Here is a 22817-nt window from a genome sequence, read left to right as displayed (position 1 = left end):
TTCAATCCGGCTTGATGCCGGTTTCCTTGACCAGCTTTTCGTAGCGCTGGCGTTCGGAGCGCACCAGCGCGGCAAACTGCGCGCTGCTGCCGGGCGTGACCTCGCCGCCCACGCCGGTCATGCGCGCCTTGACCTCAGGCTGCCCGAGTGCCTTCTGCACTTCGGCATGCAGTCTGTCGGTGATGGCCTTGGGTGTGCCTGCAGGCGCGACCAGGCCGTACCAGACCGAGGCTTCGAAGCCGGGGTAGCCGGACTCGGCAATGGTCGGCACGTCCGGGAAGATGCTGGTGCGGTTGGCGCTCAGCGCGGCCAGCACCTTGATTTTGCCGCTCTTCACATGCGGCAGGGCCTCCAGCGCATTGACTGCGACCAGCGGCACTTGGCCGCCGATGGTGTCGGTGATGGCCGGTCCGCCGCCGCGGTAGGGCACGTGCTGCAGTTCAATGCCGGCCGCCTTGGCGAACAGCTCCACCGCCATGTGCGGCGTGGCGCCGTTGCCCGGGCTGGCGAAGGCGATGCCATCGGGCTTGGCCTTGGCCGCCGCGATGAGCTGCGCCACGGTGTTGTACGGAACCGATGGGTTGGCCGCGATGACCACGGGCACCCGCCCCACCTGCGAGATCAGCACCAGGTCCTTCTCGGCATCGAACGGCGCGGGCTGGTACAGCGCCATGTTGGCCGCCAGTGCGTTGGCCGCGAGCATCAGCGTGTAGCCGTCAGGCGCCGCGCTGATCACGGACTTCACCGCGATGTTGGTGCCGGCGCCGGGCTTGTTCTCGATGACGATGGGCTGGCCCATGCTGACGGACATGGCCTGGCCCACCGTGCGCGCGACGATGTCCACCGCGCCGCCGGCCGGGTAGCCCACCACCAGCTTGATGGGCCTGTCGGGATAGGCCGGCGCCTGGGCCCAGGCGCCGGGCAGTGCCAGCACGATGAGCAGGGCCAGCACCGATCGGCGTGCAGGGGGAAAGGCAAGGCGCATGGGGTCTCCTGGTGTTGTCGTTGTTGTCCTGTCGCGGGCCGCGACGGCACCCGCCCCATTCTGACCGGCAGGTGCCCGGCTCGCTACGCCGGATGGGGCCTAACAGATAGGCCTGTCTTCAATACCGGCAGGGCCCTGCGCCTGGACCCGTTGGAGGGCTTGAACGGAATCTGGTCCACGGTACGCGGCTCCGTTGCCTTCGGCGTCCGCATCCGCCATGGGAACACGAACTTCTTTGGTGTGTGGGCCAGGGCATGGCGAAGCGCGGAAAATTCAGGCGACGGACAGATCGACCTGGATGTTGCCGCGAGTCGCCCTGGAATAGGGGCACAGCTGGTGCGCACCTTCCACGATGGCCAGGGCCTTGGCATGTTCGACGCCAGGGACGCTGACCTTCAGGCGTGCCGCCAGCGCAAAGCCGCCAGGCCCCTGCACCAGGTCCACTTCAGCATCCACGGCCAGGTCTTCCGGCAGCCGCACGCCCACGGCCTGGGCAGCGCGCGCCATGGCGCCCATGAAGCAGGCCGACCAGCCCGCAGCGAACAACTGTTCGGGGTTGGTGCCCTGGCCCACGGTGCCGAAGCGCGTGAGTGCAATGTCCAGCCGGCCATCGTCGCTGCGCGAGGCGCCGGTGCGGCCGCCGGTGGTGTGCGTGCGGCCGGTGTAGAGAACTTTTGCTTCGGTTGCTGCTGCGGTCATGGTGCGGTCCTTGAGGGAGTGGGTGTTTGTCGAGATGACGACCGGATTGTTGAACCGGACGTCGCTCCATCCCCGCAGCTTCTTGGCCCAATGTAGCCAGGCCAAGGGCTGCGTACAAAACCATACAAAACTCCCTGCCGCGTGCTTCGCGCACCGGGGTGATAAACAGCCCCTGGAACCGCTGCCGCCTGGTGGCCGTCCACCAGCCAGGGCCCGCATCATCCTGCCTGCAATCGGTTGCGCCCTTCGCGCTTGGCCGTGTACATCCATTGGTCGGCACGCCGCAGAAGTTGGGCCGCATCGTCCAGAGGCTGGGCACAGGTCAGCCCCATGCTGACAGTCACATCCCGCCCCGGCACGAACCGGGACCAGTCATGTGCCTGCACCTGCTGCCGGAGCCGTTCGCACACCAGGGAGGCATCCGCCAATGCCTGCCCCCAGAGCAGAATGACGAACTCCTCGCCGCCAATGCGCGCCACGAAGTCGCCACCCCTCACGCCGCCGGTCAGCAACTTGGCGATCTCGCGCAGCACGGCGTCTCCGACGTCGTGGCCCCAGCCATCGTTGATCTGCTTGAAGTGGTCAATGTCGATGATGGCCAGCGAAAAGCCCTCCGCCTGCCCATGCCGCATCGGCAGCACGGCCATCAGGCGGGCGTCCAGTGCCCGCCGATTGGCCAGTCCGGTGAGCGGGTCGAGCAGGGATTTCTGTGTCGCCACATCGGCGCGCTCGCGCAGTTCTTCGGCTTCGAGCCGCAACTGCGCGAGTTCCTGCTGGGCAACTTCCATCCTCACCTCGCCCAACAGCACGCGCGCCTGGGCGTTCAGGCTGAGTTCACGGTCGCGGCGCACCTGGACCATCATGGACTCCAGTGCCGCCAGTGCCTGTGCATCGGAGCCAGCGGCCTTGAAGGCACGGTACCTGGATCTCCACCACCACCGGCGGCATCCTTCGTTTCTCTGGGCCGCGGCCGCATCCACCCGGTGGTCCAGCGCTTCGCAGGCCTCGACCGCACGCCCGCTGGCCAACAGCCAGTCCGCGTTAAGGAGTTCGTTTTCTGCTCGGGCATCCGGGGCCTTCGCCTGGATGGCGAATGCCCGGTGCCGATCGATCGCTGCGCGCATCTCCTGCAGCCGCCCCAGGGCTTCCAGGGCAAGGCATTCGATCTCGGCGCAAACCATTTCCCAACGGACATGCCCCCGCGCGAGCGCCGTCGCCCGCTGCACCACGGCCAGGGCTTCGCGCAGATCCGCAGCCTGCGCTTCGGTCGGCGCCAGCGGGCCCGGCAGATGGGCGAGCTTGCGCCCGGACCGGCACAGTGCGCCCGCGAGATTCACGACGGCGGCGAATTGCGCCACCTTGTCCCTGTCGCGCTGGGCCTCTTCATCCGCCTTGTGCAGCAGGGTGATCGCATGCGGATGGTCGCCCAGCAACTCCACCACGCCAGCCAGGCTGGAGAGGCTGCGCGATACCAGCCCGGGCGCACCCAGCGTGCGCGCCCGCCCCAGCGCTTGCATTGCCTCGGGCAGCGCTTCGTCAGCCCGACCGAGTTGGCAACAGGCCCGGGTCAAGGTGTTGCGCAGCTTGATCCCGACCCCATGCAACCCGAGCGCATCGGCATCCGCCAGGGCGGCAAGGGCGCTCTCGGCCGCCTTTTCGCTCTCGCCCCGGCGCAGTTGGTGCTCGGCCAGCCAGGCTGCAGCCAACGCGGCTTCGGGCAGCAACCCGCACTCCTTGGCGGTTTTCAAGGCACGCGCCGCAATCTCGATCCCTACGTCATGGGCACCCACCAGACTGGCGGCTTCGCATTCCTTCAGGTCGGCCAGGAGTTGGTCTGTGCGTTCCATGGTCTGTGGCGCCTGGTGCTGCGGGGTTGGCTGTTTCCAGAACGGGCTCCCGTGAATATCGCACAGAGACCGGGCCCCGGTCATTCCCGCTGCAAAAGGCCGCATGGAAGCCCGCCCCCGCGGGCCCACCTGCCGCAGACAAGGGTAGTGGCGGCAGCGACAAACGCGCCGTTACTCCACCGTCACACTCTTGGCCAGGTTGCGTGGCTTGTCCACATCGGTCCCGCGCGCACAGGCCGTGTGGTAGGCCAGGAGCTGCAGCGGCACCACGTGCAGCAGCGGGCTCAGCGGGCCGTAGTGCTCGGGCATGCGGATCACGTGGATGCCTTCGCTGCTCTCGATGCGGGTGTCGGCATCGGCCAGCACGTAGAGCACGCCGGCGCGGGCGCGCACTTCCTGCATGTTGCTCTTGAGCTTTTCCAGCAGCGCATCGTTGGGCGCCACGGTGACCACGGGCATGGCGCTGGTGACCAGGGCCAGGGGGCCGTGCTTGAGCTCGCCGGCGGGGTAGGCCTCGGCGTGGATATAGCTGATCTCCTTGAGCTTCAAGGCACCTTCGAGCGCGATCGGGTAGTGCAGCCCACGACCCAGGAACAGCGCGTTTTCCATGCGCGCGAAGTCCTCGGCCCAGCTGATGACCTGGGGTTCGAGCGCGAGCACGGCCTGCAGCGCCACGGGCAGGTGGCGCATGGCCTTGAGGTGGGCGGCCTCCTGCTCGGCCGTGAGGCGGCCCTTGGACTGGGCCAGCGCCAGCGTGAGCAAAAACAGCCCGGCCAGCTGGGTGGTGAAGGCCTTGGTGCTGGCCACGCCGATCTCCACCCCGGCGCGGGTGATGTAGGCCAACTTGCACTCGCGCACCATGGCGCTGGTGGCCACGTTGCAGATGGTCAGCGTGTGCTGCATGCCCAGGCTTTGCGCGTGGCGCAGGGCGGCCAGGGTATCGGCCGTTTCGCCGGACTGGGTGATGGTGACCACCAGGCTGCGCGGGTTGGGCACGCTGGTGCGGTAGCGGTACTCGCTGGCCACTTCCACCTGGGTGGGGATGCCAGCGATCTCTTCGAGCCAGTACTTGGCGGCGCAGCCGCTGTAGTAGCTGGTGCCGCAGGCCAGGATGAGAACGCTGTCGATCTCCTTGAACACGCGCCAGGCGGCGGTGCCGTCGGCCCCGTCGAACAACTCGGGCACGATGCCTTCCAGGCCCTCGAGCGTGTCGGCAATGGCGCGCGGCTGCTCGAAGATTTCCTTTTGCATGTAGTGCCGGTATGGGCCGAGCTCGGCCGCGCCGCTGTGCGCCTGCACGGTGCGCACCGGGCGCTGCGCAGGGGTGAGCGCCTCGCGGCCCTTGCCCATGATCCAGTAGCGGCCCAGCTGCAGGTCCACCAAATCGCCTTCTTCCAGGTACACAATCTGGTCGGTCACGCCGGCCAGGGCCATGGCGTCGCTGGCCAGAAAGTGCTCGCCCGCCACCGAGCTGCCGGTGCCCGAACCCACGCCCAGGATCAGCGGCGAGCCTGCCCGCGCGCCCACCACACGGTGCGGCTCGTCCTTGTGCATGACGGCGATGGCGTAGGCGCCATGCAGCTGGGCCACGGCGGCCTGCACGGCCTCGCACAGGTCGCCGCTGTAGTGGCTGTCCACCAGGTGGGCGATGACTTCGGTATCGGTCTGGCTGGCGAACACATAGCCGCGGGCCTGCAGGGCGGCGCGCAGTTCCTCATGGTTCTCGATGATGCCGTTGTGCACCAGCGCCACGCGGCCCGGCGTGCCGGCTGCATCGCCCGTGCCGTGGCTGAAATGCGGGTGGGCGTTGTGCACCGCAGGCGCACCGTGCGTGGCCCAGCGGGTGTGGGCAATGCCGGTGGCACCATCGACATGGTCGGTCTGCACCTGCTCGAGCAGCTCAGCCACGCGGGCCGTGCTGCGGGCGCGCTGCAAGCCGGCCGGGCGCGTGGCGTCCAGGCTGGAGGCGTGCACGGCCACGCCGCACGAGTCATAGCCGCGGTATTCGAGCCGCTGCAGGCCCTGCACGAGGATGGGAACGATGTTGCGCGTGGAGACCGCGCCGACGATGCCGCACATGGATTGTTGCTCCTGTTGGATAAGTGGCGCAATGGTAGGCAGCGCCCATTGGAATTAGTGATTGATATTCATATAAAAATGAACTTAAATTTCACCAATTTCATTGAATGAAATAAAATTCCAAAATCATGGAAATTTCGGAACCTATCACGCTGGACCACACTGATCTGCATTTGCTGAACCTGCTGCAGGCCGATGCCAGCCAGAGCAACCAGGCCCTGGCCGAGCAGGTGCATGTGTCCCCGCCCACCTGCCTTCGCCGGGTCAAGCGGCTGCACGAAGTGGGCCTGATCGAGCGGCAGGTGGCCCTGCTGCAACCCGATCGCCTGGCCGCCGTGCAGGGCCATGGCCTGGCCTGCATCGTCGAAGTGTCGCTGGACCGGCAGGACGCGCAGGCGCTGGACGCCTTCGAGGCGCACGCGGTGGCGCACCCGGCCGTGCAGCAGTGTTGGCGCGTTTCGCCCGGCCCGGACTTCATCCTGGTAGCGCACACGCGCGACATGCCGGGCTACCTGGCGCTGTCGCAGCAGCTGTTCACGGGCGACGCCAATGTGCGCAACGTGAAGGCCTTCTTCAGCACCAAACGCGCCAAGTTCAGCACGGCCATCCCGGTGCAGGCGCGGTAGCGGCCGCACCGGCCGAAAGGCAAGGGGCCAACCGGGCCATAAAAGCACGCCATTTCCCACTGGCCTCTACCGCCGGGTAAAGGTAAGCTCTCCGTGCACTCCTCACATAGCGGCCCAGCCGCCTGCGCCAGCATTTCCATCCATGGCCACCTACGAACAACAGATGCCCCGGCGCGTGTACCCCCTGCGCGTGCTCGGCATGGGCCTGGGCGGTGTGGTGGTGGCGGTGGTGCTGTGGCAGCGCCAGGCATCCCTCCTCGCCTGGCTGGGCATGGTGTTGCCGTGCTTCATATGGCCCCACCTGGCCTACCAGCTGTCACGGCGCAGCGCCGACCCTTACCGCGCCGAGATCCGCAACCTGCTCGCCGACTCGGCCCTGGCGGCGGCCCTGGTGCCGCTGATGCATTTCAGCCTGCTGCCCAGCGTGCTGCTGTGCACGCTGACCCTGGTGGACAAGATCACCACCGGCATCCGCGGCCTGTGGGCCCGGTCGATTCCGGCCATGCTCGCAGGGGGAGCAGCCAGCGCGGCGCTCACGGGCGTGCACTGGGCGCCCGAGAGCCCGCTGCCTATCATCCTGGCCTGCCTGCCCGTCATGGCATTGCACACCCTTTCGGTCAGCATGGTCAGCTACCGGCTGATCCGCAAGGTGTCGCAGCAGAACCTGCTGCTCGACGAGCTGCGCCGCGTGGACACGCTGACCGGCCTGTACGGCCGAGGCCACTGGCAGGAGCAGGCCGAGGCCGCGCTGCGCCGCCACCACACGGGCCGGGACGCGGCCTGCATGCTGATGATGGACATCGACAATTTCAAGCAGATCAACGACCAGCACGGCCACACCGTGGGCGACGAGGTGATCCGCGCGGTGGCCCATGTGGTGCGCGGCAATGTGCGTGCAACGGACTGCGCGGGCCGCTATGGTGGCGATGAGTTCGCCATTCTCCTGTCCGGCATGGAGACGGCAGAGGCGATGGCCGTGGCCGAGCGCATCCGTGCGCAGACCGAGGCCATCCGCCTGCGCGACATGCCGGCACTGCGCATGACCGCCAGCATCGGCGTGGCAGCCGCGCATACCCGGTACGGTGCGCTGCGTGCCTGGATGGATGCGGCCGACGCCGCGCTCTACGTGGCCAAGAACGCCGGGCGCAACCGCGTCACGGACAGCTCGGCCGATGCGGGCTCCGTTGCGTCGCCGCAACCGGCCACTTCAGACCGCTGACACCGGTGGGCCTTCGGTGGCCGGCAGCCCAGATGCGCGCCGCAACAGGTAGATGTCCATGAGCCAGCCATGCTGGGCGCGCGCTGCAGCGCGGGTGCGCTCGATGCGCGGACCGGCCTCGGCCAGCGGACCGCTGTCCAGCAGTTGCTGGGACATGCCCAGGTAGGCGCCCCACCAGATGTGCAGGCCTTCGGGGGGCAATCCCATGAAGCTGCACTGCCCGTCGAGCATCACCACGGCCGTGTCCACGCCTGCAGGCCAGCCCTGCTCGCGCAGTTGCCGGCCGGTGGTCACCACGAAGGGCTGGCCAATGTCGTTCAACGGCACCGCATGGGCGGCGGCCAGCGCCTGTACCGAGGTGATGCCGGCCACCACGTCCACACGCACCGGGGAGGGCTGCATGCGCGCCGCAATGCGCAGCGTGCTGTCGTACAAGGCCGGGTCTCCCCACACCAGCAGGGCGACGCGCAAGACCTTGGGCGCAGGCGCGTCGCCGGCAGCGGGCGCACTCAGGGCCTGGGCGATGGCATCATGCCAGCAGCGGGCGATGGCGGCATGCCATTCGTCGACCTGGGCCAGGTAGTCGCCGCCCTGGCTGCGGCGCACCGGCATGTCGAAACCGGCGATGCGCGGTGCGGGCGCCACAAGCACCTCGTCGCACAGCGATTGGCGCAGTGCGGCGAGTTCGGCCTTGTCCTCGCCCTTGTGCGGCAGCAGGATCAGGTCGGCCGCGTTCATGGCCGTGGTGGCCTGGCGGGTGAGGTGGTCCGGGTTGCCCGTGCCGATGCCGATCAAGGTCAGTGCCACCGGCGGCAGATCTTGGAACGGACTGGTGCTCATGCCTTGGAGGCCTGGTCCAGCGGCTGGTCCCGGGCCGTGTCCAGTGCGGCGCCGGCAGGCACCTCCGGGGCCGGAAAACGCGGCGCCGTGCCCAGGGGACGGTAGCGGCGGTCGTAGTCGGCGGCATAGAGCCGGCTTTCTGCGAATGCCTCGGCCTGCAGGCTGCGGCCCACCAGGATCAATGCCGTGCGCTCCATGCTGGCGGCCACCGCCTGGGCCAGGCCGCCCACGGTAGTGCGCACGACGGTTTCGTCGGGCCAGCTGGCGCGCCAGACGATGGCGGCCGGGCCGTCGGCGCCATAGTGCGGCAGCAGCTCGGCCTGCACCTTGTCGGCCATGTGGATGGACAGGTGGATGGCCAGCACCGCGCCCGTGGCGGCAAAGGCGGCCAGGTTCTCGCCTTCGGGCATGGCGGTGGCCCGGCCCGAGGTGCGCGTCAGCACCACCGACTGGCACAGGCCCGGCAGCGTGAGCTCCGCGCCCAGCGCGGCAGCGGCGGCCGCGAACGAGGGCACGCCCGGCGTGACGGTGTAGTCGATGCCTGCGGCGCGCAGGCGCCGCAGCTGCTCGCCCATGGCGGACCAGACCGACAGGTCGCCCGAGTGCAGGCGGGCCACGTCCTGCCCGCGCACGTGGGCGGCGGATATCTCGGCCATGATGGCATCAAGGTCCATGGCCGCAGTGTTGACGATGCGGGCACCCGGCAGGCAGTGCGCGAGCAGCTCGCGCGGGATCAGCGAGCCGGCGTACAGACAGACCGGGCAGCGGCCCATGAGGTCGCGCCCCCGCACGGTGATGAGGTCGGCCGCGCCGGGGCCGGCGCCGATGAAATGCACGGTCATGCCGTAGCTCCTTGGGTCAATGCAGCGGCACGGCCAGAGCCTGCCGCCGCCATACAACAATCGAGGGGGCTTGGGCGGCGCCGTGCCACAGCCAGTGTGGCGCTGCCATCCTCGGCCACCAGGCGGGGCACAAGCAACTGCGCCTGTGGTCCAGCGGCGGCCAGCGCAGCGGCTTCCGCCACGCTGCCCGTGCCATAGCGGGCCTGCAGGCGCGGCGACTGCGTGGCCACGGGCTGGTGGCGCATGGGCTCCACCGGTACCGCAAGCACCGGGGCGGGCGCAAGGCCTAGCCAGTCTGCCAGTGCCGGATGCCGGGCCTTGCCCTGCAGCACGGCCACGGCGCAAAAGCAGTCCGCTTGTCCGGGCGCTTGTCCGGGCAACAGGGCCTGTGCCTGCAGCCACAGCGCCTGCAAAGTAGCAGGCGTGGCCTGGGCCCGCAGGCCCACTCCGACCACCAGGCAAGCATGCACGGGGGCGGCAATACCCCCTTGGGGTTGCAGCGCCGTCACGGTTGCCAGCTCCATTGCACCAGCGCGCGCGCGGCCTTCCAGCTGCGCATGCGCCCCAGCGGTTCGGCACTCGACAGCTCCAGCCGCAGCAACTGGCCACCATGGTCCGCCTGCAACTGCACCAGCAGGGCCTCGGTCTCCAGGGTCACGGCATTGACCACCAGCCGGCAGCCAACGGGCATCAGGGCCCGCAAGGCGGCAAACAGGGCGGCATCAAAGCCGCCGCCGACAAACACGGCCTGGGGTGGCGCCAGCCCCTGCAGCGCGTCGGGCGCCAGGCCATGCACCACCTGCAGCGCGGGCTGCAGGCCGAACCGCGCCGCATTGCTGCGGATGTTGCACACCCGCGCCGCATGCTGCTCCACGCTGGTGGCCAGGCCGCCGGCCAGGCACCATTCCACCGCCACGGAGCCCGAGCCCCCGCCGATGTCCCACAGCCGCTCGCCACGCCGGGGCGCCAGGGCGGCCAGCGTCAGCGCCCGGGCAGGGGCCTTGGTGATCTGGCCGTCGTGCGCATACCAGTCGTCGGCACGCCCGGGCACCTGGGGCAAGGGGCGCCCGCCAGCGGCCCGCAGGGCGACAGCCACCGGGGCCTGGGCCGGGTCGGCGGCCAACACGGCTCCGGCCTCGTCCGCCTGCAACGTACGGCAGCGCTCGCGCGGGCCGCCCACAGACTCCATCACACACAGCGTGCTTGCGCCCCAGCCCTCCTGAAGCAGCCATCCTGCCAGCTCGGCCACGGCCGGGCCATCGCGCAGCAGCACAATGCACTGCCCACCCGGCGCCAGACGCGGCAGCAACTGCTGCAGCGGGCTGGCGTGCAGGCCCAGGCAGTCCGTGGCCTCCAGCCGCCAGCCCAAGCGGGCCGCCACCAGCGAGAATGTCGAGGGCTGCGTGTGGCAGCGCCATTCGTGCGGTGCCAGGTGCGCCGCCAGGCTGCCGCCCGCGCCGAACCAGAACGGGTCGCCCGAGGCGAGCACCACCACGCGCTGCCCGCGCAGGGCCAGCACGGGTGCGGTGTCGAACGGCACGGGCCAGGGTCGGCCCCGATCGCCGGCCTGCGCCAGGGCCAGGTGGCGCGGGCCGCCGACAATCACCTGGGCTTGGTCGATGGCCCGGCGCGCGGCCGGTGCCAACCCGTCCAGACCCTCCTCGTTCAGGCCCACCAATGTCAACCACGGATCAGCCATGACGCATGTTCTCCTGCTGGGCGGCACCAGCGGCGCCAGCCATCTGGCCCAGGCGCTGCACCAGGCCAAGGTGCCGGCCGTGTTTTCCTACGCGGGTGCCACGCAGGCCCCGCTGGCCCAGCCCCTGCCCACGCGCTGCGGCGGGTTTGGCGGTGCAGATGGGCTGGTGCAGTTCATTCGCGGCCAGGGCATCACCCACGTGGTGGATGCCACCCACCCCTTTGCCGCGCAGATGAGCCGCAACGCCTGCGCGGCCTGCGAGGCCACCGGCACGCCGTTGCTGGCACTGGAGCGTGCACCCTGGCAGGCCGAGGCCGCAGACCGCTGGATCGACGTGACGGACATGGACGCAGCTGCCCAGGCACTGCCCGAAGAACCGGCCCGGGTGTTCCTTGCCATAGGGCGCAAACAACTGGCAGCCTTTGCCAACCAGGCCCGGCACCATTACCTGCTGCGCCTGGTGGATGCGCCGCAGCCGGGCAGCCTGCCGCTGACCGACACCACGGTGGTGCTGGGCCGTGGCCCCTTCAGCGCCGAGAACGACCAGGCGCTGCTGCAGGCCCATGGCATCACCTGGCTGGTGGCCAAGAACGCGGGGGGCGAGGCCACGCGCGGCAAGCTGCTGGCCGCCCGCGCCCTGGGCTTGCCGGTGGTGATGGTGCAGCGCCCGCCGCTGCCGCCGCGCCCACGCACCGAGGAGGTGGACGCCGCGCTGCACTGGATCGCTCATGGCGTGCTGCCCGGGGCGCCTGGCGCGGCGGCCTCCAGCCCATAGAAGCGCGGGGTGTAGACCCAGCGCCCCACCTGCCGCGTGGTGCTGTTGCCCACCAGCACCACGGTGCGCATGTCGGCCATCTCGGGCGCAGCGTCGGCCAGCGTGCACACGTGCAGCGCCTCGTCGGGGGTGGACACGGCACGCGCAAAGACCATCAACCGCATGGGCTCGCAGTGCGCGCGCAGCAAGGCCAGCAGGCGCACGAAGCCTTCGGGCCGGCTGCGCGAGCGCGGGTTGTAGAACGCCATGGCGAAGTCGGCCTCGGCCGCCAGTTGTACGCGCCGGGCGATCACCGGCCAGGGCTTGAGGTTGTCCGAGAGGTTGATGCAGCAAAAGTCATGGCCCAGCGGAGCACCGGCGCGCGCCGCTGCGGCCAGCATGGCGGTGATGCCGGGCAGCACCTGCACGTCGAGCGCCTGCCAGGCGGCGGCCACTTCGGGCGGCGCCTGCTCGATGGCCTCGAACACGGCAGCGGCCATGGCGAACACCCCTGGGTCGCCGGAGGACACGACCACCACCTGCCGCCCCTGTGCGGCCAGCGCCAGCGCCTGGCGCGCCCGGTCCAACTCCACCCGGTTGTCCGATGCATGCCAGGCCACGGCATGGGTGGCACCTTGCTGCTGCAAGAGGGACTGCGCGCGCGTCACATAGGGCAGATAGCCCACCACGTCGGTCGCGGCCTGCAGAGCGGCGGCCACTTCGGGAGTGATCTGCTCCAAGGCCCCGGGCCCGAGGCCCGCCACGGTCAGCCGACCCGCGTTCGGGAGCGTGCTCACCAGGCGGCCTCCGGCCGGCGGCCCTGGCCATGCACCAGCACGATGGCGAAGTAGGGGCAGGCCTCGTCGCTCACATCGGTCAACCTGGCCACCTGCTGGCTGGCCGTGGTGCCGTTCTGCACCAGCCAGGCGGCACCGAGCCGGCCGGTGCGTTGCAGGGCCCGGCGGATGCGCGGAAGGTTGCGCCCCACCTTCATCACCACCAGGGCGTCGGCGGTCTGCATGCGCCGCACCAGTTCGTCCTCAGGCAAGGTGCCTGTCATCACGCTGAGCACGTCGTCGCCCCAGGTGATGGGCTCGCCCGTGGCATGCCAGCAGCCCACCATGCCGGGAATGCCGGGCACCACCTCCAGGCGCACGGCGGCGCGCTCGCGCAGCCGGGTGTACAGGTGCATGAAGGAGCCATAGAGGAAGGGGTCGCCTTCGCAGAGCACCACCACCTGCTCGGTGCGGGCCAGCGTTTCCAGGCGGGTGCACCAGTCGTCGTAGAACGCCGCCAGCTGGGCCACGTACTCCGGGCTGTCCACGGGCAGCTCGGTGGTCACGGGGTACTCCATGGGGTATTCGATGGCCGCCGGTGCCAGCAAGCCGTCCACCACCTGGCGGGCCTTGCCAGGGCGCCCCTTCTTGCGAAAGAAGGCCACGTGGCGTGCGCCGCGCACCAGCCGGTGCGCCTTCACCGACATCAGCTCCGGATCACCGGGCCCCAGGCCCACGCAGACGACGCCGGGCGCGGCATGCCCCGCCTCCATGGCCTTACTCGGCATGGCTGGCCAGGGCGTTGATGGCGGCCACGGTCATGGCAGACCCACCCAGGCGGCCGCGCACCACCATGACAGGCACGGGCAGGTCCTGCATCAGCGCTTCCTTGGACTCCCGTGCGCCAACGAAACCCACCGGGCAACCGATGATGGCCGCCGGGCGCGGGCAGCCGGGTTGCTGCAGCATGTTGAGCAGGTGGAACAGCGCCGTGGGTGCGTTGCCGATGGCCACGATGGCGCCCGCCAGGTCGGGCCGCCACAGCTCCACCGCAGCTGCGCTGCGCGTGGTGCCCAGTTGCTCGGCCAGGGCCGCCACGCGTTCATCCTGCAACGTGCAGAGCACCCGGTTGTGCGCGGGCAGGCGCTTGCGGGTGATGCCCTCGCTGACCATGCGCACATCGCACAGCACCGGGGCACCATCGCGCAGCGCCTGCTCGGCGGCCTCAGCCATGCCGGGCGAAAACTCCACATGGGGCGCCAGTTCGACCATGCCAGCGGCATGGACCATGCGCACCACGACGCGCTCTTCAGTGGGGGTGAAGCGGTCCAGGGACGCCTCGCGGCGGATGGTGGCAAAAGACTGCCGATAGATCTCGGCGCCATCGGTTTCGTAGCGGTGAACCATTAATTCTTTTCAAACAACAAGCCTGAATTGTCTTGCAGTGCGGACAGCGCCACGCGGTCAAGCGCCTCGTCGGCGGCACACCCTTGCCGCACCAGCGCGAAAACCGGTTCGCCCAGAGTGGGCTCAGCGCGCAGCGTCACCGTGGCCGGGGCCTGGCGCGCGCAGCCCTTGGCGCAGCCCGACACGTGCAGATGGGCCTGCGGCGGCACCTGCGGCGCCAGCGCCAAGGCCAGCGCCTGGGTGGGTGCCTGGGCCTGGGGGCACCCAGGAGCGCCCGTGCACGCCGAAACGCGCAACCGCGCATCCTCGGGGTCGGTCACCCAATCGGCGACCGTGTCCAGGCCGGCGGCATGCCAGAAGCCCGGCTGCCCCTTGGCCTGTGCGCCGGTTTCGATCAACAGCATGCGCCAGGGGGTCACCCGCAGCCCGGACGCATGGCCACGCAGGGCCCCCACCAGCCGGGCCAGTGCCGGTGCTGGCACCCGGCCTAAAGGGGCACCCACCAGCGAGCCGATGTCGGGCACGAAGCAGGGCTCCGGGCCTGGCCATTGGGGGGCTGCACGGGGGACGGATCTGGCGGGCACCCAGTGAACCCCGGCGGGCAGCCCGGCAGGCCAGGGGGACTGCGGCGTGGCGGAGGTCAGCAGGCGCTCCAGTTCGCCCGCATGTGATGCCAGGCGCCCCGGTCGCAGCCCGGGTGCGCGCTGTCCGAGGCAATGCGAGGCAAACCACCGCGCCAGCGCGAGCCCCGCAGCAGCCGCACCAACGGGGCCCGTTGCAGCCAGGGCCCAGGGCAAGCCCTCCGGCTGAACCCGCCAGGCATGGGGGTCGGCACCCGGCACCCTTTGCATGCGGATGTCGGCGGACACCGTCTGCAGCCAGGGAGAATGGCCACCGTCGATGGCCCAGCCGAATTTGGCGGGCAGCGCACCCAGGTAGTCCGCCTCGGCCAGCCCTTGCAGCAGCACCGTCGCCAGCACCTCCACACCATCGCCGGGCTGGCGCAACGGATCCACCACCACATTGCGCAGGCGTTCGCGCTGCATGTCGGCGTCCAGCAGCCCGCAGCCCGCCAAGGCCCGGAGCACTGCCGCATGCCGCGCAGGGTCCACGCCGCGCAACTGCACATTGGCGCGGCTGGACAGCTCCAGGATGCCCGCCCCGTGCGTGCGGGCCAGGCGGGCCAGCCGCCACGCCTGGTGCAGGGTAAGGCGCCCCATGGGCGGGCGCACACGCACCACCAGCCCATCGCCCGAGGCCATGGGTTGCCAGGCACCAGGGCACCAGCCCTGGACTTGCGGGGTGTGCAGGGCCTTGCGGGCGCCGGGGCCCTGGTTCGGCATGCCTGGGGCGGTCAAGGCAGCGGCCATTCCAGGCGGACCTGGCAGCCCTCGCCCGGCGTACCGGCGGCCGTGATCTGTGCGCCGTGGCGCTGGGCGATCACCCGGCACAGGGCCAGGCCCGTGCCCACGCCCTCGAACTCCGTCTCCCGGTGCAGGCGCTGGAACACGCCAAACAGCGATCCCGCGCGCGCAGGGTCGAAGCCCACGCCGTTGTCGCGCACGCTCACGGCCACGCGGCCACCCGCCAGCGGCTCGGCACCGATGTGGATGTGCGCCACCGCCTGGCCGCGCGTGAACTTGAGCGCATTGCCCAGCACCTGCACCAGCAGTTCCCGCAGCAGGCCGGCGTCGGCATCGAGGGCGGGCAGATCGGGCGCCAGGTGCCACTGCACGTCGCGCCCGGCCTCGGCCGCAGCAAGGTCTATGCGTGCCTGGGCCACGGCATCGGCCAGCGCAACGGTGGCGCAGTGCATCGGCGCGCGCGTGGCCCGCGTGATGGCCAGCAGGCCATCGATCATGAGCCCCATGCGCCGGGCCGACTGGTCCATGGTGGCCAGAAAGCCCAGGGCCTCCTGCAGCTCGGGCGCCTGTACCACGTCGGCCGGCAGGTCACCCAGCACCTCGCGCACCAGCGTGCCGTACGAGGTCACGTGGCGCAGTGGCGCGCGCAGGTCGTGCGAGACGGCGCGCAGAAACTCATCCTGCGCGGCGGACATGTCGGCCACCTGCTGCTGGCTGCGGGCCAGTTCGGCGCGCAGGGCCTCCACGGCCTGGAGGGTGTCGTCGTCGCTCATGGCGCGGGCCTCCTGCTCAGCTCATGCCTTGGACTGCTTCGTGGGGCGATGCCAGTTGGCGATCGCCACCTGCTTGCCACGCGCTACGCCCAGCGAACCGGGCGGCACGTCCTTGGTGATGGTGGAGCCGCCACCCACCGTGGCACCTGCGCCAATGGTGATGGGCGCCACCAGCACGCAGTTGCTGCCGATGTGCACGTCGGCTTCGATCACCGTGCGGTGCTTGTTGGCGCCATCGTAGTTGGCGGTGATGGCGCCAGCACCGTAGTTCACGCGCTCGCCCACCGTGGCATCGCCCAGGTAGGCCAGGTGGTTGGCCTTGGCGCCATCGGCCAGGATGGAGTTCTTCACCTCCACGAAGTTGCCGATGTGCACCTCGCGGCCCAGTTGGGCGCCCGGGCGAAGGCGCGCAAAGGGGCCGATGAGGGCACCCTCGCCCACGCTGGCACCGAGTTTCTCGCCATCGATGTGGGTGTAGGGGTGGATCACCGCGCCCGCCGCAATGCGCGCATTGGCAATGCAGCAGTTGGCGCCGATCTGCACGCCCTCGCCCAGTTCCACGCGGCCGGTGAAGAGGCAATTGACGTCGATCTCCACGTCCTGCCCGCACACCAGTTCGCCGCGCACGTCGGTGCGCACGTCGTCGCGCAGGTCGAAGCGTGCTGGGTCGGCCAGGCGCACGCCCTGCTCCAGCAGAGCCCGGGCCTGGCGCTGCTGGTGGGCGCGCTCGAGCTCGGCCAGCTGCAGCGGGCTGTTCACGCCGGCCACCTGCAGGGCATCGGTGATGCGGTGGGCCACCACGGGCACGCCATCGGCCACGGCCATGGCGACGATGTCGGTCAGGTAGTACTCGCCCTGGGCGTTGTCATTGGTCAGGCGTGCCAGCCAGGGCGCCAGCAGCCGCGCGGGCACGGCCATGATGCCGCTGTAGACCTCGGCGATGGCGCGCTGCGCCTCGCTTGCGTCCTTGTGCTCGACGATGCCCTGCACCGCACCGGATTCGTTGCGCACGATGCGGCCATAACCCGTGGGGTCGGGCAGCGTCACGGTGAGCAGCGCCAGCCGCTCGCCACCGCCTGCCGCCACCAGGGCGCGCAAGGTGTCGGCCTCGGTGAGCGGCACGTCGCCCGACAGCACCACCACCGTGCCGTCGTCGCGCAGATGCGGCACGGCCTGCTGTACGGCATGGCCGGTGCCCAGCTGCGGCTCCTGCCGCACGAATACCAGCTTTGCGCCACCTGCGGCCGCCTGGTGGGTGGCGGCCTCCACCTCGGTAGCGCCGTGGCCGGTGATTACGGTGGCGCTGCGCGCCTGCAGGTGGGCCGCCTGGTCCAGCACATGGTGCAGCAGCGGGCGCCCGCCCAGGCGCTGCAGCACCTTGGGGAGGCGGCTTTTCATGCGCGTGCCCTTGCCGGCCGCCATGATGAGAATGTCGAGTTGCGTCATGGAAATGCGAAATGGGGGTGCCCGCGCCAGGCGGCGCAGAACACGGAACAGCGATTATCGGCTGCGCAGCGGCTACGCCCCTTACCGGGGCCTACAGCAGAGGCAGCAGGCGCGGCGGCGTGTCGTAATACTCGGCGATGCGTTCAAGCGCACGGGTATTGAGCAGGCGCAACCGCCCATTCTTGAGCTCGTGCAGACCGAGCAGCGCGAGCCGGCGCAGGGTCTTGTTGGTGTGTACCAGCGACAGACCCAGTGCATCGGCAATGTGCTGCTGGTTGAGCGGGAAGGCCACCGTGCCTGCGGCATCGACCAGGCCCACGCGGTCAAGCCGACGGTACAGGTGCATGAGCAGCATGGCCACGCGCTCGGTGGCATTGCGCCGGCCGTTGGTCAGAAGGTTGTCGTCCATATGGCTCTCCTCGTGGGCAGCCAGCCAGGTGACGTCGTAACCCAGGCGCGGGTGCTCGGCGAACACCGCCCACAGGCTGTCGTTCTGGAAAACGCACATTGCGCAATCCGTGAGCGCCTCGACGCCATGCGCCGACAGGTCGCCGAACTCCTGCTGCAGACCCACCAGATCTCCAGGCAGCAGGAAGTTCAGGATCTGGCGGCGCCCATCGCTCAGCGTTTTGTAGCGAAATGCCCAGCCCGAGTAGAGCGTGAACAGGCGGGCATTGACCTGTCCCTCGTGCACCAGGGCGCCGCCGGCCGGTACCGACAGCGTGGCAGAGCGAAAGCTTTCGATGAAATCCAGCAACTGCGGCTCCACGGGCGTGAAGGCGCCGGTCTTGCGCAGGCGGCATTCATGGCATTTCGGCGGGCATGCTTGGGGTAGCAGGGTGGCATTCATCGTGGCGCCATTTTAGGTAGCCGGCCGCCACCTGGCGCGCCGGCCGGCATGCATTTTTTGAGGATGTTGGACCCGCACCATGGTCCCTGCAGCCCTTGCAGGGTGCGGGGTTTTGCTATGTCTTTTGACATTGCGCGTCTGTCAGCGCCGCCCTACATTGCGCCGCACCTATGACACCAGCCCACAGCCTGTACGAAGCCCTGTACGTGAGTACCCTGGCACCCGATCAACCCCTGAGCGTGGTCGCCGAGATTGCCGGCCATGCCCGCGTGAAGAATGCCCGCCTGGGCATCACCGGCCTGCTGGTCTTCGACGGCATGCGTTTTTGCCAGCACCTGGAAGGCACACAGAAGGAAGTGCTCAAGCTCACCGAGCGCATCCGCAACGATCCGCGCCACACCGGGGTGGAGGTTCTGCACCATGGGCTGCTGGCCGAGCGGCGGTTTCACCAGTTCAGCCTGGCCTTCACCTCGGTGGACGATGCCGAGGCGCTGGCGCGGCTGGAACGAATGGATGGCGAAGCGGCCCTGGCCGCCTTCGAAGCCCTGCGCAGCGAACTGGAGCTGTAGCCAACCCGGCCGCCTCTTCTGGCCAGCGGTCAGCTGCGCAGCGGGCTGCCCGCGATGCCGTGAAGCCAGCGCAGTTGCTGGGGCAGGCACACCTTGCGCAGGTCAAAGTTGCTCTGGGCAAACAACCGGGCATTTCCGCCCAGACGCGCTCGCGCGCCCGCGTCGTCCAAAAGCGCGCACACCTCCTGGGCCAATTGCCCAGGGTCAAAGAAATCGACGAGCCGCCCGGTCTCGTCGTGCACCACCGCCTCCCGGACCGGGGCGGTATCACTGGCAACGATGGCACAGCTCACGCTCATCGCCTCCAGCAGGCTCCAGCTGAGCACGTAGGGGTAGGTGAGGTAGACATGCACGCTGCTGATCTGGAGTACCGACACGAAATCCGCATGGGACAGGCGCCCCAGGAAATGGACGCGCCCCATACCCCGCGGACCCAGGGTGTCGCGGACCTCGTCCAGGAAAATCTGCTTCCAGCTGCGCGCCCCGTACAGGGCAGGATCGGGCTTGGGGCCATAGCTGACGCCATCACCGCCGACGACAAGGACACGCGCGTGCGGCCGGCGCTGCAGGATCTCCGGCAAGGCCCGCATGAACCGGTGGTAGCCGCGCAATGGCTCCAGATCGCGGCTGACGAACGTGATGACCTCATCGGTCTTTCGGATGGTCACCTTTTCAGAGGGCGTGGAGAACGCCAGGGTGACCGCCGGATTCGGCACCAGCATGTCCGTATCGATGCCATCGTGAATGACGGCAATGCGATCTCTCAGGGGCGAGGGAAACCCGTCAGCTTGCCACCGGGTCGGCGAAATACCGCCGTCCGCCAGATCAAAATGCAGCAGGTTGTTGAAATTCTTTGCGCGCATGCGGGCACGGGTAAACGGCCCCTCGGAAAACTCCGGGTCAAACCCGACATCTGCGCCATGCGCCTGGTAGAAGAATTCGCAATAGATCGCCAGCCTGGCATCGGGCCAGACTTCCTTGACGAACAGGCTCTCGCCCCAACCCGGATGGGCGATGACCACATCGGGGTGGAACCCCTGGCGCTGCAATTCCAGGCAGGCTCGAAAAGCCGCCTCGCCGCGCACGAGTTTCGTCTCCGTGTCGACCAGCCAGGGATGGATGCCGGGTGTCGACTGGCGCGACGGCATGTAGGGAACCATCCTCACCCCATTCCAAGACGCCTGCCCTCCCGTGGCAGCCGGCGTCATGGTCAAGGCCAGCACCTCGTGCCCCTGCGATGCCAGGGCAGGTGCCAGGTGCTGGAACTGCCCGGGAAAATTCTGGTGAATGAAGAGGATTTTCACGCGGGGGGAAATGGGCGGAAGCCAAGTGTTTCATCTCAACTGCATACAGCAGCTGTTCATTCAGGAGAAATGTAGATCAGAAATGAAAGGCCCCCGCACTTCTCGCGAAGAGCGGGGGCCCAGGAACCCGGCAGGTTGCGCCAACAAAAAAAGAGCCGTAGCGCCTGTGAACCAGGCAGCAGCAGCTCTCTCTTCTACGTCGCACCACCACCTGCGTGGTGGTGACCAACACCCATCAGGCGCAGCAGGGGGCTCCATCCGACGATGGCATGCTGGCCACGCCCAGCACACGGCGCCACCAGGCGGGTGCGGAGCGGGGGGCCAGGCCGGTCCAGCGGTACTGCAGGCGCTGGCGGCCCAGCGTCTCCACCACGGCGTGCTGGCCGGCGGCCACCCACAGCGTCTGGCCGGCCTGCAGGAAAACGTCTCCAGCCGCCTCGCGGCTGGCACCGTGCGGGCCGTCGTCCAGCGTCACCCAGGCCTGGCCTTCGGTGATGCGCAGGGCCCGTGGCGTGCCGGGCGTGAAGCTGATGGCGGCGCCAGGCTTGAGCGTGCAGACGTCCTTGGCCGCAACGCGGCCCGAGGCGCTGGAAGCTTGCAATTGCAGAACATTCGATGCGGTCATGGTTTTCTCCTGGTAAACCCTATAGGCCTCTATGGTGCGCCTGTGCCTGCGGTGCGTCCAATGAATTGCAAGGCCCTGATTGATTCAACTTCGGCATCAATCGACAAAACGGCCGGATACCGGTGGCGGCAAAATCCTTCTCAAGCAGGCACGCGCACGCGCTGGGGTGCTAGGGCGTGTCATCAATCATTTCACCCCCGCGAAAGCCTGCAGCGCGGTGCAGTGCAAGGCGCCCTGAGTTCCCTGTAGCACGGCTACACAAGCGAAGGGCAACGCCGCAATGTGCCGCGCTGCAGGCTTTCCCTTCGGGCTGGCCCCGGCATGCGGCGTCTGCTTTGTCGCTCGGCTTGCCCATAGTCCACTATGGGCTGCGCCGCGCTTCGCGCATCCATCCGCATGCCGGGGCCAGCGCGGGGGCGAAATGATTGATGACACGCCCTACCCGATGCAGAGCAAACCGCACCAGGCCGGAGACCAGCCGGCCGCTGGCGCCCAGGGTGGCGGCCACTGCCGACCCCACGGCCCGCCCGCCCTGGCCAAGCGCGCAGACCAGGTCACGCAGCGGTTGCGCCACGCCAAGCTCCCATTCCAGTGCCGGATCAGCAGCCGGGCGGGTGGCAGGCACGCTGTCCCAGCAGAAGGCCACGGCACCGGGAGCGCCCCCACGCAGGTACCAGGACTCCATCACCACCTGCTGGCCAGGTTCGATGACCAGGGACTGGCCCCGGACCAGAACCATGTCCTGTGTGCCCTGATCCGCCTGACCGGGCCTTGCGCCCACCGCAAGCCACACCCGGCCCTGCGAAATTTCAAGCACACTGCGCTCACGCGGGTTCAATGTGATGGCGCGGCCCGCGTCCAGCTTCCAGCTTCCGGCCAACACGCGGCCGGCCGTGGGGGCGATGGCGGATTGTTGCGATTCCAGAACGGTGCGGGACGACATGGTGGGCTCCTTGGTGCTTGAAAAAACGTTGTAGAGCCTGGATGATCCGCCTGTAGCGGTCTTCGGTCCAATGAAAACGCGGTACGCTATTGATGCCACCAACGCATGAATGAACATTCACCCCCCACGCATGCAGAACGCCGAGAACACCCCCGCCCTTTCGCGCACCCGCCCAGTGGCTGTCGGCCACTGGCGGGCTTTTCTGGCCGTGGCTCGGCACCTGAACTTCCGCGCCGCGGCCGATGAACTCGCCCTGACCCAATCGGCCGTGAGCCGCCAGATCCAGTCACTTGAGGACGAAGTGGGCGTGCCCCTGTTCCTGCGCCACACGCGCGCTGTGGAGCTGACCAGCGCCGGCGCCCAGTTGCAGCGCGCGGTGGCGCCTGCGCTCGAGCGCATGGATGCCTCGGTGCGCCTGGTGCGCCAGACGGCCGGGCGCAAGAGCGTGGCCATCAGCACCTGGGCCAGCTTCGCATCGATGTGGTTGATTCCGCGCATGGAAGAGTTCCAGCGCGACAACCCGGGCATCGACATCCGCATCGACGCCACCGATGTGCCCGTGGATCTGGAAACCTCCGACGTGGACCTGGCGCTGCGCTACAGCCTGCCCGGAACGCTGCCGCCCGGCGCGGTGCGCCTGTGCGGCGAGCAACTGGCCATCGTGGCCAGCCCCTGGCTCATCAAGAGCAACCCGCCGGTGCGCACACCCGCCGACGTGGCCCGCTTCACCCTGATCGAGGCGGGCGACGCGCACCGCAGCCAGCACCTCGAATGGCTCAGCTGGCAGCGCTGGTTCGAGAACCAGGGCCACCCCAAGCTGCAGCCCCAGCGCTGGCTGTACTTCAACTACGCCCACCAGATCGTGCAGGCGGCCCTGAGCGGCCAGGGCCTGGCACTGGCGCGCATGCCGCTGATTGCCGATGCCCTGGCTGCGGGCGACCTGGTGGAGCTGCTGCCCAACCACCGGCTGGACTCGCCCCTGGCCTACTGGCTGCTGGTAGGGCCGCGCAGCGCGCACCGCCCGGAGATTAAGGCGTTCTGCGCCTGGCTCGAGATCCAGGCGCAGGCCACCCGCGAGGCCGTGGGTGAAGTGCCCGATCCGGACACGCAGGACGACCTGGACTGAGTGGCGTCCGGGGTCTGGGAAGCACGGGGTGGGAACGCATCGAA

General features: G+C 69.1%; 23 protein-coding genes. 5 read left to right on the top strand and 18 right to left on the bottom strand.

Going from position 1 to position 22817, the window contains the following annotated elements; translation table 11 throughout:
- Window position 1: 1 nt before the first annotated feature.
- The 4 genes from QYL93_RS03700 to glmS form a co-directional block, all read right to left on the bottom strand.
- Window positions 2-985, bottom strand: coding sequence for a tripartite tricarboxylate transporter substrate binding protein (locus tag QYL93_RS03700; protein ID WP_305742394.1), 984 nt, complete (start codon window positions 983-985; stop codon window positions 2-4).
- Between the two features lie 273 nt (window positions 986-1258).
- A complete protein-coding gene (locus QYL93_RS03695) occupies window positions 1259-1684 on the bottom strand; it encodes an organic hydroperoxide resistance protein (RefSeq protein ID WP_305742393.1) in 426 nt (141 codons plus the stop codon).
- 218 nt (window positions 1685-1902) lie between these two features.
- Window positions 1903-3531: a diguanylate cyclase gene (locus tag QYL93_RS03690; protein ID WP_305742392.1), complete on the bottom strand. Its 1629-nt coding sequence runs from the start codon at window positions 3529-3531 to the stop codon at window positions 1903-1905.
- Window positions 3532-3702: 171 nt separating this feature from the next.
- Window positions 3703-5610 carry a glutamine--fructose-6-phosphate transaminase (isomerizing) gene (gene glmS / locus QYL93_RS03685; protein WP_305742391.1) on the bottom strand — a complete coding sequence of 636 codons (1908 nt, stop codon included), beginning with the start codon at window positions 5608-5610 and terminating at the stop codon, window positions 3703-3705.
- A 128-nt stretch (window positions 5611-5738) separates the two neighbouring features.
- Between glmS and QYL93_RS03680 the strand changes: the two genes are divergently transcribed.
- On the top strand, window positions 5739-6236 hold the full coding sequence (locus tag QYL93_RS03680) for an Lrp/AsnC family transcriptional regulator (protein WP_305742390.1): 498 nt from the start codon (window positions 5739-5741) through the stop codon (window positions 6234-6236).
- A gap of 142 nt (window positions 6237-6378) precedes the next feature.
- A complete protein-coding gene (locus tag QYL93_RS03675) occupies window positions 6379-7455 on the top strand; it encodes a GGDEF domain-containing protein (protein WP_305742389.1) in 1077 nt (358 codons plus the stop codon).
- Here the strand turns inward: QYL93_RS03675 and cobF are convergent.
- The 4 genes from cobF to cbiE are packed head-to-tail and all read right to left on the bottom strand — an operon-like array spanning window position 7444 to window position 10836.
- Window positions 7444-8295, bottom strand: coding sequence for a precorrin-6A synthase (deacetylating) (cobF, locus tag QYL93_RS03670; RefSeq protein WP_305742388.1), 852 nt, complete (start codon window positions 8293-8295; stop codon window positions 7444-7446). The two genes, QYL93_RS03675 and cobF, sit on opposite strands and share 12 nt — an antisense overlap.
- On the bottom strand, window positions 8292-9137 hold the full coding sequence (gene cobM / locus QYL93_RS03665; protein WP_305742387.1) for a precorrin-4 C(11)-methyltransferase: 846 nt from the start codon (window positions 9135-9137) through the stop codon (window positions 8292-8294). The genes cobF and cobM overlap by 4 nt, the downstream gene beginning before the upstream one ends.
- Window positions 9134-9646: a cobalamin biosynthesis protein gene (locus QYL93_RS03660; protein WP_305742386.1), complete on the bottom strand. Its 513-nt coding sequence runs from the start codon at window positions 9644-9646 to the stop codon at window positions 9134-9136. Before QYL93_RS03660 ends, cobM begins: the two co-directional genes overlap by 4 nt.
- Window positions 9643-10836, bottom strand: coding sequence for a precorrin-6y C5,15-methyltransferase (decarboxylating) subunit CbiE (gene cbiE, locus QYL93_RS03655; protein WP_305742385.1), 1194 nt, complete (start codon window positions 10834-10836; stop codon window positions 9643-9645). The genes QYL93_RS03660 and cbiE overlap by 4 nt, the downstream gene beginning before the upstream one ends.
- On the opposite strand from cbiE, the gene QYL93_RS03650 reads away from it, so the two are divergent.
- The gene (locus QYL93_RS03650) at window positions 10835-11611 is read left to right on the top strand and encodes a cobalt-precorrin-6A reductase (RefSeq protein WP_305742384.1); all 777 of its coding nucleotides are present in this window, start codon (window positions 10835-10837) and stop codon (window positions 11609-11611) included. The genes cbiE and QYL93_RS03650 overlap by 2 nt on opposite strands.
- Here the strand turns inward: QYL93_RS03650 and cobJ are convergent.
- From cobJ to QYL93_RS03615, 7 genes are all read right to left on the bottom strand, one after another.
- Window positions 11563-12387 carry a precorrin-3B C(17)-methyltransferase gene (gene cobJ, locus QYL93_RS03645; RefSeq protein WP_305742383.1) on the bottom strand — a complete coding sequence of 275 codons (825 nt, stop codon included), beginning with the start codon at window positions 12385-12387 and terminating at the stop codon, window positions 11563-11565. The two genes, QYL93_RS03650 and cobJ, sit on opposite strands and share 49 nt — an antisense overlap.
- The gene (gene cobI / locus QYL93_RS03640; protein ID WP_305742382.1) at window positions 12384-13154 is read right to left on the bottom strand and encodes a precorrin-2 C(20)-methyltransferase; all 771 of its coding nucleotides are present in this window, start codon (window positions 13152-13154) and stop codon (window positions 12384-12386) included. Before cobI ends, cobJ begins: the two co-directional genes overlap by 4 nt.
- Entirely contained in the window at window positions 13144-13773 is a 630-nt protein-coding gene (locus QYL93_RS03635) for a precorrin-8X methylmutase (RefSeq protein WP_305742381.1), read from the bottom strand. The genes cobI and QYL93_RS03635 overlap by 11 nt, the downstream gene beginning before the upstream one ends.
- On the bottom strand, window positions 13773-15116 hold the full coding sequence (cobG, locus tag QYL93_RS03630) for a precorrin-3B synthase (protein ID WP_305742380.1): 1344 nt from the start codon (window positions 15114-15116) through the stop codon (window positions 13773-13775). The genes QYL93_RS03635 and cobG overlap by 1 nt, the downstream gene beginning before the upstream one ends.
- Window positions 15117-15127: 11 nt before the next feature.
- Window positions 15128-15910, bottom strand: a complete 783-nt coding sequence (locus QYL93_RS03625; RefSeq protein ID WP_305742379.1) for an ATP-binding protein — start codon at window positions 15908-15910, stop codon at window positions 15128-15130.
- A gap of 21 nt (window positions 15911-15931) precedes the next feature.
- On the bottom strand, window positions 15932-17356 hold the full coding sequence (gene glmU, locus QYL93_RS03620; protein WP_305742378.1) for a bifunctional UDP-N-acetylglucosamine diphosphorylase/glucosamine-1-phosphate N-acetyltransferase GlmU: 1425 nt from the start codon (window positions 17354-17356) through the stop codon (window positions 15932-15934).
- Between the two features lie 91 nt (window positions 17357-17447).
- Window positions 17448-18206: a Crp/Fnr family transcriptional regulator gene (locus QYL93_RS03615; protein WP_305742377.1), complete on the bottom strand. Its 759-nt coding sequence runs from the start codon at window positions 18204-18206 to the stop codon at window positions 17448-17450.
- A gap of 170 nt (window positions 18207-18376) precedes the next feature.
- Here QYL93_RS03615 and QYL93_RS03610 point away from each other — a divergent pair, with 170 nt between their 5' ends.
- Window positions 18377-18775 carry a BLUF domain-containing protein gene (locus tag QYL93_RS03610; protein WP_305742376.1) on the top strand — a complete coding sequence of 133 codons (399 nt, stop codon included), beginning with the start codon at window positions 18377-18379 and terminating at the stop codon, window positions 18773-18775.
- 29 nt (window positions 18776-18804) lie between these two features.
- Here QYL93_RS03610 and QYL93_RS03605 read toward each other — a convergent pair whose 3' ends face one another.
- The 3 genes from QYL93_RS03605 to QYL93_RS03595 form a co-directional block, all read right to left on the bottom strand.
- Window positions 18805-20079, bottom strand: a complete 1275-nt coding sequence (locus QYL93_RS03605) for a glycosyltransferase (protein ID WP_305742375.1) — start codon at window positions 20077-20079, stop codon at window positions 18805-18807.
- Between the two features lie 235 nt (window positions 20080-20314).
- On the bottom strand, window positions 20315-20704 hold the full coding sequence (locus tag QYL93_RS03600) for a DUF2917 domain-containing protein (RefSeq protein WP_305742374.1): 390 nt from the start codon (window positions 20702-20704) through the stop codon (window positions 20315-20317).
- A gap of 361 nt (window positions 20705-21065) precedes the next feature.
- A complete protein-coding gene (locus QYL93_RS03595) occupies window positions 21066-21647 on the bottom strand; it encodes a DUF2917 domain-containing protein (protein WP_305742373.1) in 582 nt (193 codons plus the stop codon).
- 130 nt (window positions 21648-21777) lie between these two features.
- On the opposite strand from QYL93_RS03595, the gene QYL93_RS03590 reads away from it, so the two are divergent.
- A complete protein-coding gene (locus QYL93_RS03590) occupies window positions 21778-22773 on the top strand; it encodes a LysR substrate-binding domain-containing protein (protein WP_305742790.1) in 996 nt (331 codons plus the stop codon).
- The last annotated feature ends 44 nt before the right edge of the window (window positions 22774-22817 follow it).

The organism is Acidovorax sp. A1169 (assembly GCF_030704685.1).
Taxonomy (GTDB): domain Bacteria; phylum Pseudomonadota; class Gammaproteobacteria; order Burkholderiales; family Burkholderiaceae_C; genus Acidovorax.
The sequence above is the reverse complement of the archived record's forward strand: the minus strand, read 5'-3'. Positions and strand labels throughout refer to the sequence as shown.